Annotated in this window: 13 protein-coding genes and 1 pseudogene; 8 read left to right on the top strand and 6 right to left on the bottom strand. The window is 67.6% G+C overall.

Features of this window, described 5'->3' with window-relative positions:
* Window positions 1-3 precede the first annotated feature (3 nt).
* Window positions 4-546 carry a DUF1134 domain-containing protein gene (locus tag ACN2C8_RS04675; RefSeq protein ID WP_419255816.1) on the bottom strand — a complete coding sequence of 181 codons (543 nt, stop codon included), beginning with the start codon at window positions 544-546 and terminating at the stop codon, window positions 4-6.
* Window positions 547-789: 243 nt separating this feature from the next.
* Between ACN2C8_RS04675 and lepA the strand changes: the two genes are divergently transcribed.
* Window positions 790-2,598 carry a translation elongation factor 4 gene (gene lepA, locus ACN2C8_RS04670; protein ID WP_419254670.1) on the top strand — a complete coding sequence of 603 codons (1,809 nt, stop codon included), beginning with the start codon at window positions 790-792 and terminating at the stop codon, window positions 2,596-2,598.
* A gap of 10 nt (window positions 2,599-2,608) precedes the next feature.
* Here the strand turns inward: lepA and ACN2C8_RS04665 are convergent, their stop codons facing one another.
* Together ACN2C8_RS04665 and ACN2C8_RS04660 are read right to left on the bottom strand one after the other, a co-directional pair.
* On the bottom strand, window positions 2,609-2,953 hold the full coding sequence (locus ACN2C8_RS04665; RefSeq protein ID WP_419254669.1) for a DUF86 domain-containing protein: 345 nt from the start codon (window positions 2,951-2,953) through the stop codon (window positions 2,609-2,611).
* Entirely contained in the window at window positions 2,943-3,239 is a 297-nt protein-coding gene (locus ACN2C8_RS04660) for a nucleotidyltransferase family protein (protein ID WP_419254668.1), read from the bottom strand. Before ACN2C8_RS04660 ends, ACN2C8_RS04665 begins: the two co-directional genes overlap by 11 nt.
* 314 nt (window positions 3,240-3,553) lie before the next feature.
* Between ACN2C8_RS04660 and ACN2C8_RS04655 the strand changes: the two genes are divergently transcribed.
* Together ACN2C8_RS04655 and ACN2C8_RS04650 are read left to right on the top strand one after the other, a co-directional pair.
* The gene (locus tag ACN2C8_RS04655; RefSeq protein WP_419254667.1) at window positions 3,554-4,357 is read left to right on the top strand and encodes a hypothetical protein; all 804 of its coding nucleotides are present in this window, start codon (window positions 3,554-3,556) and stop codon (window positions 4,355-4,357) included.
* Window positions 4,358-4,657: 300 nt separating this feature from the next.
* Window positions 4,658-4,996: pseudogene (locus ACN2C8_RS04650) on the top strand (hypothetical protein); the annotation flags it as partial.
* A gap of 105 nt (window positions 4,997-5,101) precedes the next feature.
* Here the strand turns inward: ACN2C8_RS04650 and ACN2C8_RS04645 are convergent.
* Window positions 5,102-5,581, bottom strand: a complete 480-nt coding sequence (locus ACN2C8_RS04645) for a hypothetical protein (protein WP_419254666.1) — start codon at window positions 5,579-5,581, stop codon at window positions 5,102-5,104.
* A gap of 201 nt (window positions 5,582-5,782) precedes the next feature.
* Between ACN2C8_RS04645 and ACN2C8_RS04640 the strand changes: the two genes are divergently transcribed.
* Window positions 5,783-7,390 (top strand): GMC family oxidoreductase, encoded by a 1,608-nt coding sequence (locus ACN2C8_RS04640; RefSeq protein WP_419254665.1) that lies wholly within the window; start codon window positions 5,783-5,785, stop codon window positions 7,388-7,390.
* Here the strand turns inward: ACN2C8_RS04640 and ACN2C8_RS04635 are convergent.
* Both ACN2C8_RS04635 and ACN2C8_RS04630 read right to left on the bottom strand, forming a co-directional pair.
* Window positions 7,387-8,211, bottom strand: coding sequence for a DUF3883 domain-containing protein (locus ACN2C8_RS04635; RefSeq protein ID WP_419254664.1), 825 nt, complete (start codon window positions 8,209-8,211; stop codon window positions 7,387-7,389). The two genes, ACN2C8_RS04640 and ACN2C8_RS04635, sit on opposite strands and share 4 nt — an antisense overlap.
* Before the next feature lie 53 nt (window positions 8,212-8,264).
* The gene (locus ACN2C8_RS04630; protein WP_419254663.1) at window positions 8,265-8,801 is read right to left on the bottom strand and encodes a hypothetical protein; all 537 of its coding nucleotides are present in this window, start codon (window positions 8,799-8,801) and stop codon (window positions 8,265-8,267) included.
* 81 nt (window positions 8,802-8,882) lie between these two features.
* Here ACN2C8_RS04630 and ACN2C8_RS04625 point away from each other — a divergent pair, with 81 nt between their 5' ends.
* From ACN2C8_RS04625 to ACN2C8_RS04610, 4 genes are all read left to right on the top strand, one after another.
* Complete coding sequence (locus tag ACN2C8_RS04625) at window positions 8,883-9,050, top strand: hypothetical protein (protein ID WP_419255815.1); 168 nt, start codon at window positions 8,883-8,885, stop codon at window positions 9,048-9,050.
* Between the two features lie 3 nt (window positions 9,051-9,053).
* Entirely contained in the window at window positions 9,054-9,674 is a 621-nt protein-coding gene (locus ACN2C8_RS04620; protein WP_419262227.1) for a glutathione S-transferase family protein, read from the top strand.
* Between the two features lie 88 nt (window positions 9,675-9,762).
* On the top strand, window positions 9,763-11,874 hold the full coding sequence (locus ACN2C8_RS04615; protein ID WP_419254661.1) for an acylase: 2,112 nt from the start codon (window positions 9,763-9,765) through the stop codon (window positions 11,872-11,874).
* 116 nt (window positions 11,875-11,990) lie between these two features.
* Window positions 11,991-12,914, top strand: coding sequence for an alpha/beta hydrolase (locus tag ACN2C8_RS04610; protein WP_419254660.1), 924 nt, complete (start codon window positions 11,991-11,993; stop codon window positions 12,912-12,914).
* The last annotated feature ends 16 nt before the right edge of the window (window positions 12,915-12,930 follow it).

The raw sequence follows: 12,930 nt of genomic DNA, 5'->3' as shown, positions 1-12,930 counted from the left end.
GTCCTAAAAGGGCATCAACCGGCGCTTACGGCTGTAGCCGAGATAGCCGATATTGGCCCCCAGCCGCAGACCCACGCCCGCGCGGATCGGCGCAAGGGTGATATCGTCGGCCTTCTGGTAGTTCACGCCCAGGCCGCCGATCAGATAGGCGGTGCCCTCGACGCCGGGGAAGCGGCGGAAGATCGCATCGGGATATTGCAGGTTATAGCACAGGGTGAAGACCCGGCTGGCATTGCCGCCCCAGTCCCAGCCCACCGAGGGGCCCTGCCAGAAGGTTTCCTGGGTCGGGCGGCCCTTCATGTAGAGCAGGCCGCGACCATAGCGCAGGCCGACCGCGATGGCGCCCGAACCTTCCTCGCCGGCGATGTAGCCGGTGGGTTGGCCCTTTTCGCGGAACACCTTCTCGATGGCGGCGCCGGCGCTTTCGGCCGTGACGCCCAGGAAGTCGGACGTGGCCCGGATCATCTCGTCGGCCGAATAGGTCTGGGCCGAACCGGTGTCATAGGCCGGGGTGGTCGTGCCGCTGGAGGCCACGTCCTGAGCCATCGTCTCCTGGGCGAAGACGCTGGACGCCCCCGCACTCGCGCCGAGGGTGGCTGCGCCCGAGAGGATCAACTTGCGACGGTCCATGACGGCCCCTTCAGAAATATCGTTGCGCTACTGTCGCAGCCCATTGGGACCGGTTTGCGGCCGCCTGCTTTAAGGTTCGGTTAAGCATGAGGAAAGCCGGCCGCCTGGAGGGCGGATCGCCCTCTCGCGAAGCGGCCCAAATGTGCTAGACGCGGGCGCATGACCTCTACGCCGCTCGACAAGATCCGTAATTTTTCCATCGTGGCCCATATCGACCACGGCAAGTCCACCCTGTCGGATCGCCTGATCCAGGAGACCGGCGGCCTGACCGCGCGCGAGATGACCGCGCAGGTTCTCGACAACATGGACATCGAGAAGGAACGCGGCATCACCATCAAGGCCCAGACCGTGCGTCTGGAATACAAGGCCGATGACGGCGAGACCTATATCCTCAACCTGATGGACACCCCCGGCCACGTCGACTTCGCCTATGAGGTCAGCCGCAGCCTGGCCGCCTGCGAAGGCTCGATCCTGGTCGTCGACGCCTCGCAAGGCGTCGAAGCCCAGACCCTGGCCAATGTCTATTCGGCCATCGACAACAATCACGAGATCGTCCCGGTCCTCAACAAGATCGACCTGCCCGCCGCCGAGCCCGAGCGGGTGCGCGCCCAGATCGAGGACCTGATCGGCCTGGACGCCAGCGACGCGGTGCTGTGCAGCGCCAAGTCGGGCCTGGGCATCCACGACGTGCTGGAAGCCGTGGTCAAGCGCCTGCCGCCGCCCAAGGGCGACGAGAACGCCCCGCTGAAGGCCCTGCTGGTCGACGCCTGGTACGACGCCTATCTGGGCGTCGTGGTGCTGGTGCGCGTCATCGACGGCCGCCTGAAGGCCGGCATGAAGATCAAGATGATGCAGCACGGCTCGACCCACCTGATCGACCGGGTCGGCGTCTTCAAGCCCAAAAACACCCCCGTCGAGAGCCTCGGCCCCGGCGAGATCGGCTTCATCACCGCCCAGATCAAGGAAGTGGCCGACGCCGCCGTCGGCGACACCATCACCGACGAGAAGAAGCCCACCGAAAAGGCACTGCCCGGCTTCAAGGACGTGCAGCCCGTCGTGTTCTGCGGCCTGTTCCCGGTCGACGCCGCCGACTTCGAAGACCTGCGCGCGGCCGTCGGCCGCCTGCGCCTGAACGACGGCAGCTTCACCTACGAGATGGAGAGCAGCGCCGCCCTGGGCTTTGGCTTCCGCTGCGGGTTCTTAGGGTTGCTGCACCTGGAGATCATCCAGGAGCGCCTGTCCCGCGAGTTCGACCTCGATTTGATCGCGACCGCCCCCTCGGTGGTCTACAAGATCCACATGCGCGACGGCAGCGAGATCGAGCTGCACAACCCCGCCGACCTGCCCGACCCGATGCACATCGAGAGCATCAGCGAGCCTTGGATCAAGGCCACCATCTTCACCCCCGACGAGTATCTGGGCGGCGTGATCAAGCTGTGCCAGGACCGCCGCGGCCAGCAGCGCGAACTGTCCTATGTCGGCAACCGCGCCATGGTCATCTACGACCTGCCGCTCAACGAGGTGGTGTTCGACTTCTATGACCGCCTGAAGTCGATCTCCAAGGGCTATGCCAGCTTCGACTACCAGGTCGAGGACTACCGCCAGGGCGACCTCGTGAAGATGTCGATCCTGGTCAATGCCGAGCCCGTCGACGCCCTCTCCATGCTGGTCCACCGCGACCGCGCCGAGGGCCGGGGCCGGGGCATGTGCGAGAAGATGAAGGAGCTCATCCCCCAGCACATGTTCGTCATCCCGATCCAGGCGGCCATCGGCGGCAAGATCATCGCCCGCGAAACCGTCCGCGCCCTGCGCAAGGACGTGACGGCCAAGTGTTACGGCGGTGACGCCTCGCGGAAGCGCAAGCTGCTGGACAAGCAGAAGGCCGGCAAGAAGCGCATGCGCCAGTTCGGCAAGGTCGAGATCCCGCAGGAAGCGTTCATCGCCGCGCTGAAGATGGACGAGGATTGATCGGGCTCGACTAGGCCCTATCGCCCAAGGCGTCTTCCGCCGCCTCGATCAATTGCGGCAGGCGGCGGACGACCGTGGCCCAGACCAAAGCTGGTGAAACGTCGTCATAGTCGTGCCGATAGACATTGCCAGCGCCCGTGATGGCCTTCCACGGCAGGACGGAGAACCGTTCCCGCTCGGCGGCATCCAGACGGCGCGCGGCCTCGGAGATGATCTCAAGGCACCGCGTCGCGGCATAGAAGCTCTTGGCGTCCGCTGCGAAGGCTTCCTCGTCGAGGCCCGCCGCGAAATCCAGCGCCAGCCTCGCGTTATCGAGAATATCCGTCCACGCCTGAGCGTCGCGCTCAGAAGGCATAGATCGCGTCGCGTTCGGCGGACGGCCGCACATGGGCCTTCAGGCCCGCACGGTCGACGACATCGACCGGAGCAGTGAACAGTTCCGCGATATATTGGGTGATGCCGACAAAGTCGTAGAGATCGATCTTCGCGGCGGAATCCAGCTCAACAAAGATGTCCAGATCGCTATCGAGCCGCGCCTCGCCCCGCGCAGTCGAGCCGAACAGAGCCGCCCGCGACACGCCCTTGGCGCGCAAGGCCGCCTCGGCGGCGCGCAGAACGGCGATGACGGCGTCACGGGTCATGGGAGTATTGTAGCGGCAAAGCGCTTAGGGCGCGAGTAGTGGGCCGGGCCTACGGCCACAGTACCCCAAAGCGACGCCGGGCGCGCCGCAGGTGGGCCTCGCCGATGGCGCATGGCGGGATTCGAAGGCCACGGTCAGCGCAATCTTCGTCTGGCGCCCGGCATCCCGATGAAGCCTGCCCAGGCCAGTCCGCCCTCCCCCGGCGTTTTTCCCGTCTGAGCAGAAAGTCCGGGCTGGCATCGCCCAGACCGTGTTGAATGGCTCTGGTTAATGCGCGTAGCGGGAGTCGGGGTCGGGTGGGCAGGGTGAGCGGGATGTTGCGGGCCTCGGCGGCGAGCCTGGCGATGATGGCGGTGCTCGGCGCGGATATCAGCCAGGCCGGCAGCGGCGATGACTGCCCGCCCAACCCCCAGCCCGGCAAGTGCTATGAAAAGGTCATGTCGCCGGCCCGCTACGAATCCTATGTCGAGCAACTGATCGACCGACCCAGCCGCACCGAAAGCCGGATCATCCCGGCCGTCTACCGCCTTGAGGAACGCCAGGAGCTGGTGACGCCGGCGCGGACCGAACGGGTCACCGTGCCCGCCACCTGGCGCACCGTCACCGAAACCGTCGTGGTCCGGCCCGAATCGACCCGGATCGAGACCGTTCCGGCCGTCTATGAGACCGTGACCGAGCAGGTTCTGGTGCGTGAGGCCTATACCGAGTGGCGGCGCGGCATGCTGCTGGACCGGCGCGAGACCGCCCCGGGCCGGACCATGATGAGCCCGACCGGCGAGGTCCTGTGCCTGGTCGAGGTGCCGGCGGAATATCGCCTGGAGACCCGGCAGGTCATGGTCAGCCCGGCCCGTCAGGTGCGGGTCCGCGAGCCGGCCGAGATCCGGACCGTGACCCGTCAGGTGATCGACCGCGAAAGCCATGAGGCGCTCCGCGAGATCCCCGCCCAGTATCGCACGGTGGCGGTGCGGGTTTTGGTGACCCCGTCACGGGTCGAAACCTATGACAGCCCGGTGCTCTATCGCACGGTGGTCAGCCAGCGACTGATCAGTCCGGCCCGCTTTGAATGGCGCGAGATTATCTGCGACCCGGGCTCCTCGCCGGCCCGCCGCGGGACCTGAAGGCGCTTTCGGCTGTCATTGGGACGGCGAATTCACGCCCGATCCTGCACACGGTGAGAATATGTTCTCCTGCGGGTTGAAAACCACCACACCATCGACCAACGTTCGGTTAAGGTTAACCCGCTTTACCTCCGGACCGGTTTCCACGCAGGATCCGGAGCATGGGCGACGGGATACAACGGGGTCGATGGGCTCATGAGGGGATCTGGAATGAAGTTGAAACTTGCCGCTGGCCTGCTGGCCATGCTGAGCGCCAGCGCCGTGGTCGGATCGGCCACTGCCGCGGAAGACTATCGTCGTCCGTCGCCGCCGATGCCGCCGTCGCCGCTGCCTGCGATCGACTGCCTGTGCACCCGGGCGGTGCTCTTCTACGGCCCGACCACTTCCTATGGCGACATCCGCGTTTCGGCGCCGGGCGTCCGGGTCTATGGCGAGCCGGTGGTCGTGCCGTCGGGCCGCATCGATATCCAGGGCCCACCGGTCTATGTCGACGCCCCGCCGATCCGCATCGCCGCGCCGCAGATCTATCTGCATCGTCCCGAAGTGCATGTTCGTCCGTCGGCCGTCACGGTCGATGCGCCCGAGATCCACTTCACCGGCTGCCCCGACGGCGTGCGCTGCGCGCCTGTTCGCCCCTAAGGGCGACAGGGCTTACAGCCCCCGAAACTGAAAAAGGCGGGGTTCACACCCCGCCTTTTTTGCTGGCCGCAACCGCCTGGACCCGGACTGGAAACAGGACGGGGATCAGGGCTTGCAGAAGTCGCGGGCCTCACGGGCCAGGACCATGTCGCCACCGGCCAGGGCCGTCTTGACCGCCTCGTCGCACCGGGATTCGCTGAGCAGGGCCGTGACCCGGCCACGCAGAGCCGCCGCAACCTGGGCCTCCTCGCGCAGGACCCGCGCCGCGCGGCGATCGGCCGGAAGACAAAGAGACAGCCAGGACGGGTCGGCGCATTTGGCGATCAGCCGGGCCCGCCGCACGGCCTCGGCGCTGTCGACCGTATCGGCGGGCGGCCGGGCGGTCGCACTGGCCGGCGGCGCGGCGCTTGAAGCCTCGTTTGGTGTGGCGTCGACCGAAGGCGCGTCGATCGGGCGGACCACGGTCACCGACGGGATCTGGTAGTGGCACACCCAGCCCTTGGGCGTCATCTCGCAGGACTGGAGAGCGGCCTGAGCCTCCTGCGGCGCAGGGCCTTGCGCCAGGGCAAGCAAAAGCAGGAACATCGCCAACCTCACGCGCGGGGAGCCACGGTCCACGACCCTAGGGTCAATGGTGGCTGCACCCTAGCCGTTTATCCGGCCACACCCAAGATCGGGCCAATCTGCCGGGTCGGAGGCAGGCCCACCGGACGGCCGCCGGGTCCAGACCGCTGGCGCCCGCCCCCAAATCGCGGCACGACTGCCGGCAACGGGAGGGACAAGTCCGTGGCGGTCGAGACCTATGACTACATCATCGTCGGCGCGGGGTCGGCCGGCTGCGTGCTGGCCAACCGGCTGTCGGCCGATCCGCAGCGGCGGGTGCTGGTGCTGGAGGCCGGGGGCCAGGACAACTGGATCTGGTTCCACATCCCGGTCGGCTATCTGTTCGCGATCGGCAATCCGCGCTCGGACTGGATGTATCGGACGGAGCCGGTGCCGGGGCTGGACGGGCGCAGTCTGGCCTATCCCCGGGGCAAGGTGATCGGCGGGTCGTCGGCGATCAACGCCATGATCTATATGCGCGGCCAGGCGGCCGACTATGACGGCTGGCGTCAGCGGGGTCTGGCCGGCTGGGGGTGGGACGATGTCCTGCCGCTGTTCAAGGCCCAGGAAGACCACATCGCTCCGCCGTCGGAGCATCACCAGTCAGGCGGCGAGTGGCGGGTGGAGCATCCGCGCATGCGCTGGAAGGTGCTGGACGCCTTTGCCCAGGCCGCAGCGCTGGAAGGCATTCCCGTCAGCCCGGATTTCAACGGCGGCGACAATACCGGCTCGGGCTATTTCAACGTCAATCAGCGGGCCGGCCTGCGCTGGAGCGCGGCGCGGGGGTTTCTGAAACCCGTGCTGTCGCGACCCAATCTGGAACTGCGCACCGGGGCGCGGGCCAGCAGGGTGATCCTCGAGAACGGCCGGGCCGTCGGCGTGGCCTGGACCGAGGGCGGCGAGGCTCGCGAGGCGCGGTGTCGCGGCGAGGTGGTGCTGACCGCCGGGGCGGTAAACACCCCTCACCTGCTGGAGCTATCGGGGATCGGCGACGGCGCGCGGCTAGCGACCCTGGGGCTGAGCGTCCATCGCCATCTGCCGGGCGTGGGCGAGAACCTGCAGGACCATCTGCAGATCCGGCCGATCTATCGGGTGAAGGGCGTGGCGACCCTCAATGCGCACTACGCCTCGCTGTGGCGGCGGCCGCTGATGGCGCTGGAATATGCGCTGCTGCGGCGCGGGCCGATGTCGATGGCGCCGTCGCACATGGGAGCCTTCGCCAAAACCTCCCTGGACTATGCGACGCCCAATGTGCAGTTCCACGTCCAGCCGCTGTCGCTGGACCGGTTCGGCGAGCCGCTGCATCGGTTTCCGGCCATCACCATCAGCGTCTGCAACCTGCGGCCTTCCAGCCGGGGAAGCATCCATGCGGGCAGTCCTGATCCGGCCGCCGCGCCGCTGATCCAGCCCCACTATCTGTCGACGGCGGAGGACGAGCGGGTGGCCATCGACTCCCTGCGCCTGATCCGTCGCATCGTGGCCCAGCCGCCCCTGGCCTGCTATGGCCCGGGCGAGATGAGCCCGGGGCTGGCGGTCGATGACGACGCCGGGCTGCTGGCGGCGGCCCGGCAGCTGGGCACCACCATCTTCCACCCGGTCGGCACGGCCAAGATGGGTCTGGCCGATGATCCGATGGCTGTCGTCGATGGGCGCCTGCGGGTGCTGGGGGTGGCGGGCCTGCGGGTCGCCGACGCCTCGGTGATGCCGGCCATCGTCTCGGGCAACACCAATTCTCCCACCCTGATGATCGCCGAAAAGGCCGCGCGGATGATCCTGGACGACGCTCGCTAGATCGCTTCGGTCTGGGCGGGCTCGACAGCTTGAGGCGGGCGCAGCTTGTAGAACCGCAGCTCGCGGCCCAGGTCGTAGAGGCGGTACAGGCGGAAGACGTCGGGGCGGGTGGACCACAGGGTGTCTTCGGCGTCGGTCAGGGCCATGGGCGTGCCCACGCCGCCGGTGGTGGTCTTGACCACGATCAGGCGCTCTTCGCCCGTGGGCTTGAAGCTGAGGATGTCATGGCCGGCAAGGTCGACGGGCGGCCGGGCCGGGCGGACCTGATCGGCCAGGTCGGCGCGGCCGTGCTCGCGCAGGCGGCGCTGCTCGAAGGCCATGACGGCGGCGCGGCCGGCCTCGGCCAGCAGGCTGTTGGCGTGGTCGCGGCCGGCGGGGTCGAACTTGGCGATCAGCTGTTCGGCGCGGGGGCTGGGCTGCAGTTGCTCGGGCTCGAAGGCAGGCGGCGGTCCCTCGACCAGATGCAGCGGCTCGCGGGCTGTGAACAGCACCGACGGGCGCATGGCGGCGGCGATCAGGGTGGGCCGGGCGGAAAGCTGGCGGTCGACGGCGTCGATCAACTGGTCATGCAGTTTCCAGCGCGGGGCGAAGTCCTTCAGGATCGGCACGCCGATCAGGCTGAGGGCGGCCGAGATGTTGCGCTGGCGAAACTCGATGGCCCCGCCGGGGCGGCCAGTGACGAATCGCAGGGCGCGCTGGTGGCTGGCAGCCTTGACCTCCTGGCCGGCCAACTGCTTGGCCAGCATGACAAAATAGTCGCCGACCACGAGGTCCAGGTCGGCCTCGGTCCAGTCTCCGGTCTTGTGTGTCTCATCGCTCACGCTGCGACGATGCCTCAGGCGCGGGCGTCGCGCCACAAGAGCTTGGCCCTGAGTTAAGGCGCCGGACGAACCGGCGGCTTGGGCGCCTCTGCGATGGGTTCCTCGTCGGACTTCAGGCCCGCCGCCTTCAGGGCGCGGGAGATTGAGGTGACGGGCTCGCCGCGCACCACCTGGAAGGTCAAGACATGAGTCTCCGCCGGGTTGTCACCGAGATTGGCGAAGCCCCCGGCCCGCTCGCCATTGAGAGCGACCCTGTAGGTGCGGTTGGACAGCACCCGGCAGAGCAGGACGAAGGTCTTCTGGTCGTTGAGCAGCCGGGGGGTCTTGATGCATTCGGGCGGCTCGCCGCCCTCCGCGACGCCGTAGTTCCAGGCCCTGGGGTTCATCTTCTGGTCGAAGGCGACCTTCACGATCAGCACGCCGGGGGCGATGGTCTCGCCCTGGGCCGGATAGGTGGCCACCACCTTCGGCGGCAGGGTCGGCGGCATCACCGTGACCGGCGAGACGGCGGTCGGCTCCTCACGAACCTGGGCGGTCGCGCCGGCGGCGCTGGCGAGGAGAGTGGTCAGGGCGAGGGCGCGAAGGATCATGGCGCGAGCTTGACCGCCAAGCGCGGCGTTCTCAAGGCGGATGCGCGCCTGCCCGCCGCAGATTGTGTTATAGGCCCGGTCATGACCGATACGCCCGACCTTTCCAACGAAACGCCGATCCAGCGCGCCCTGCGCCTGAAGAAGGCCGCCATCGACGCCAAGCCCAAGCCGCCGCGCGGCGGCAAGTTCCAGCGCGAACAGGCCGCCGGCGTGCAGGCCGGCAAGTCCAAGCCCTGGATGAGCCGCTAGCCGGTGCGCGTGCTGGGCCGAACCTCGTCGATCAATGTCCGCAAGGTGCTGTGGACGCTGGACGAGCTGGGCCTGGCCTATCAGCGCGAGGACTGGGGCGCGGGCTTTGCGCCCACCGACGATCCCGCGTTCCTGGCGCTCAATCCCAATGGCCTGATCCCGGTGCTGGTCGACGACCAGGGGCCGCTGTGGGAGAGCAACACCATCTGCCGCTATCTGGCCAACCGCCACGGCGATGGCGCCCTGCTGCCCGCCGATCCGCGCGGCCGGGCCGGGGTGGAGCAGTGGATGGACTGGCAGGCCACCGAGCTGAACGGCGCCTGGCGCTACGCCTTCCTGGCCCTGGCCCGCAAGGCGCCGGGCTTTGACGATCCGGCCAGTATCACGGCCAGCACGGCGGCGTGGAACGGGGCCATGACCCTTCTGGAGCGCCGGCTGGAAACCACCGGTGCCTATGCGGCCGGCGAAGCCTTCACCCTGGCCGACGTGGCGCTGGGCCTGTCGACCCACCGCTGGGCGGCGACGCCGATCGACCACGCCGACCTGCCGGCCGTGCGCGCCTATCAGGCGCGGCTATGCCAGCGCGCCGCCTTTGGGCCGCATGCGCGCCACGACGTTCCCTGAAGCGGACGACCTTCCGCCACGTCGCCCTTCCCCTGCCCGGCCGCTTGCCCCCATGATCGCGGCAACGAGAAAAGACGGGGAGGCTTGGATGCGGTGGATTCTGCGCGGGATCGGCGGACTGCTGGCGCTGGTGGTGCTGGCGGCGCTCGCCCTGATCATCGTCGACCGGGCCAGCCTGCCCAAGGCGCCGGACAAGGCGACCCTGATCGCGACCGGCCAGCGCTATGACGTGCGCATCCGCCGCGACGAGTGGGGCGTGCCGCACATCCTGGGCAAGACCGACGCCGACGCCGCCTATGGCCTGGGCTTCGCCCAGAGCGAGGACGACTTCGCCACCCTGCGCGATGTCACCCTGGCCACCCGCGGCGTGCTGGCCCGCTCCAAGGGCGCCTCGGCCGCCCCGACCGACTATGTGGTCTCGCTGCTGGGCGTCTGGCCGACGGTGGACGCCAATTATGACAAGCTGCCGGCTGAATTGCGCGCCGTGCTGCAGGCCTATGCCGACGGGGTCAACCACTATGCCGCCCTCAATCCCAAGGTCGTGACGCCCGGGCTGCTGCCGGTGACCGGCAAGGACATTGCGGCGGGCTTTGTCTTCAAGCAGCCGTTCTTCTACGGCCTGGACGGCGAACTGAAGAAACTCACGGCCCCCGATGCGCCCCCTCCCCCACCAAAAGGCTCCAACGGCCTGGCCATCGCCCCGTCGCGCAACGCCGACGGCGCCACCCGCCTGCTGGTCAATTCGCACCAGCCCTATACCGGCCCGGTGGCCTGGTACGAGGCCGTGGTGCAAAGCGGCCAGGGCTGGCACGTGGCCGGCGGCTTCTTCCCCGGCTCGCCGTTCATGCTGCACGGCCACAACGCCAACCTGGGCTGGGCCAACACCGTTTCCAAGCCCGACCTGGTCGACACCTACCGCCTGACCATAAATCCGCAGGACAAGAACCAGTACCGGCTGGACGGCGCCTGGCGCGACTTCGAGATGTCCACCGCCATCCTGCGCGTCAAGCTGTGGGGCCCCATCGTGCTGCCGGTACGCAAGGCGGTGCTGCGCTCGGTCCACGGCCCGGTGCTGGAAACCAAGGCCGGCGTCTTCGCCATCCGCTATGCCGGCATGGGCGAGTACCGCCAGCCGGTGCAGTACTGGAAGCTGGGCAAGGCGACCAACCTGGCCGAATGGCGCGCGGCCATCGCCACCCACGCCCTGCCCAGCCTGAACTATGTGTATGGCGACGCGGCCGGAAACATCGGCTTCGTGCACAACGGCCAGTATCCTAACCGGACTGTCGAGGCCGACTGGAGCGGGGTTCTGCCCGGCGATCGCTCCGACCTGATCTGGCAAGGCTATCGCCCGGTCGAGCAGAGCCCGCAGCTGTGGAATCCCAAGTCCGGCTTTGTCTTCAACTCCAACAACAGCCCGTTCGAGGCCAGCGCCCCGGCCGACAATCTCAAACCTTCCGACTTCCCCGCCGCGATGGGCCTGCAGACCAACATGACCAACCGCGCCCTGCGGGTACAGGAGACGGTCGGCATCGATGCGGCGATCACCGACGAGAGCTTCCGCCGCTACAAGTACGACCTGACCTATAGCGAGCGCTCCAGCGTCGCGGCGATGATCGAGACGGTCACCGCCGTCGATCCCAAGGGCGACACAGACCTGGCCGCCGCCCAGGCGATCCTGAAAGGCTGGGACCGCAAAACCGACGTCAAAAATCGCGGCGCAGCCCTGGCGGCGCTGATGAGCCAGCCGATCCTGTTCGCCCGCACCAGCGGCGAGGCCGAGCCCGACCCGATGGACACGCTGAAGACGGCCATCACCACCCTGAAGACCCATTTTGGCCGGCTCGACCCCGAATGGGGCCAGGTCAACCGCATCCGCCGCGGCAAGGTCGATCTGCCCATCGACGGCGCCGCCGACACCTATCGCTCGGTGTGGGGCGTCCCGCAGAAGGACGGCACCACCACCGCCGACGGCGGCGACACCTTCATCATGTTCGTCACCTGGGACCGCAACGGCAAGCTGTCGTCCGACAGCATCCACCAGTTCGGCTCAGCGACTTTGGATGCGGGGTCAAAGCACTATGCCGACCAGACGCCGCTGTTCGTGGCGATGAAGACCAGGCCTGTGCTGTTCACCGAGGAGCAGCTGAAGGGGCATGTGCGGGAGGATTATCGGCCGGGGGGGCGGAAGACTCAGTAGCGGACCGTTTGAAGGTCGGCTTGGGGTGGACACCGGACATTTGAGGTTTGACATCAAACGGGGTTTCGCCACGGTCGGGTTCTGGCCTGCTGCGGCCAAGCCTCATGGAGTCGCACATGAAAATTCTTGGTTTGGCGGTCATCTTCCTAACGGCAGTCCTCGCTTCAGCCTGCACGGAAAGCGCCGACGCCCAGTCACAAGCGGACGTCGAGCAAGCCCAAGGCGCGCCCTATGTGCTGAAAGGCACCCAAGTCTGGTCCGTGCCCGACCCCGTGTCGGCGCGTGACTATGAGGTCTTTGTCAGCCTGCCCGCCAGCTACGAGACCAACCCGGACCGCCGCTATCCGGTGCTCTATGTCACCGACGCGGACTACGCCTTCCCGATCATCCGCCAGGTCGCCCGGCGCGTGAACCTGGAAGGGCCGGTGATCGAGGAGTTTATTCTGGTCGGCCTGTCCTATGCCAAGGGCGAGGACGGCCGCGTCAGCCGAAGTCGGGACTATACACCCACCGCCAACGGTCCACGATCCGCACGCGGCCTGGTTCAGGGCGGAGGGGCCGCCTATCAGACCTATCTGAAGACCCAGGCCATCCCGTTCATTGAGCATCGCTTCCGCGCCGAGCCGGCCCGCCGCGTGCTTCTGGGCCATTCCTACGGCGGTCTGCTGGGGGCCCAAATCATGTTCTCGGACCCGACGCTGTTCGACGCCTATGTGCTGGGCAGTCCGTCCTTCTGGTACGATCGACGCCACATCATGCGGATGGAGGCGGCCTATGCCGTCGATCACCGCGATCTGCCCGCGACCGTCTTCATGTACATCGGTGCCTTCGAGACGCCCGGCCCCAACCCGCGCAACAACGCGGAGACCGACATGGTCGGCGACATGCGGACGTTCGAGCGCGTTCTGGAGGCGCGAAACTATCCGAACCTGAACATCCGATCGGCAGTGCTCGCCGACGAGGACCACCTGACCGTCGCGCCGGTCGGTTTCACGCGCGCCCTGATGGCCGTGCTGCCCGTGGAGCGCCAACAGCGTTGATCCGACGAGACGCCGT

Origin of the sequence: Caulobacter sp. ErkDOM-C, assembly GCF_048541825.1 — a bacterium.
Taxonomy (GTDB): domain Bacteria; phylum Pseudomonadota; class Alphaproteobacteria; order Caulobacterales; family Caulobacteraceae; genus Caulobacter.
This window is presented reverse-complemented; position numbering and strand designations above follow the sequence as displayed.